Origin of the sequence: Bradyrhizobium uaiense, from assembly GCF_010811875.1 — a bacterium.
In the GTDB taxonomy this organism is placed as follows: Bacteria; Pseudomonadota; Alphaproteobacteria; order Rhizobiales; family Xanthobacteraceae; genus Bradyrhizobium; species Bradyrhizobium uaiense.
Map to the genome: position 1 here is coordinate 1 of NZ_VKHP01000763.1, position 249 is coordinate 249.

Sequence of the window (249 nt, forward strand, 5' to 3'; positions counted from 1 at the left end):
GGCCCGCTTCGCGGGCACCTCAGGATGACGGGATCCGCATTGAGGTCACGGGAAAGAAGAAGGCAGCTCAGCCGTAGACGAACGCCTTGTCCTCGAGGTCGATCGCCGGGAATTCGTCCTTCTCGGCGATCATCAAGGTCGAGGCGTTGAGGTTGGCGGAGATCATCCGCGGCATGATCGAGGCGTCGATCACGCGCAGGCCTTCCATACCATGGACCCGGAGCTGGTCGTCGACCACCGCCCACGGCG

At 63.9% G+C, this 249-nt stretch carries 1 protein-coding gene; it reads right to left on the reverse strand.

The genetic code is table 11. The features are described from left to right. Window positions 1-67 precede the first annotated feature (67 nt). Window positions 68-249: GMC oxidoreductase (locus FNJ47_RS47355; protein WP_163163662.1), on the reverse strand; the 182-nt coding region annotated here is incomplete at its 5' end.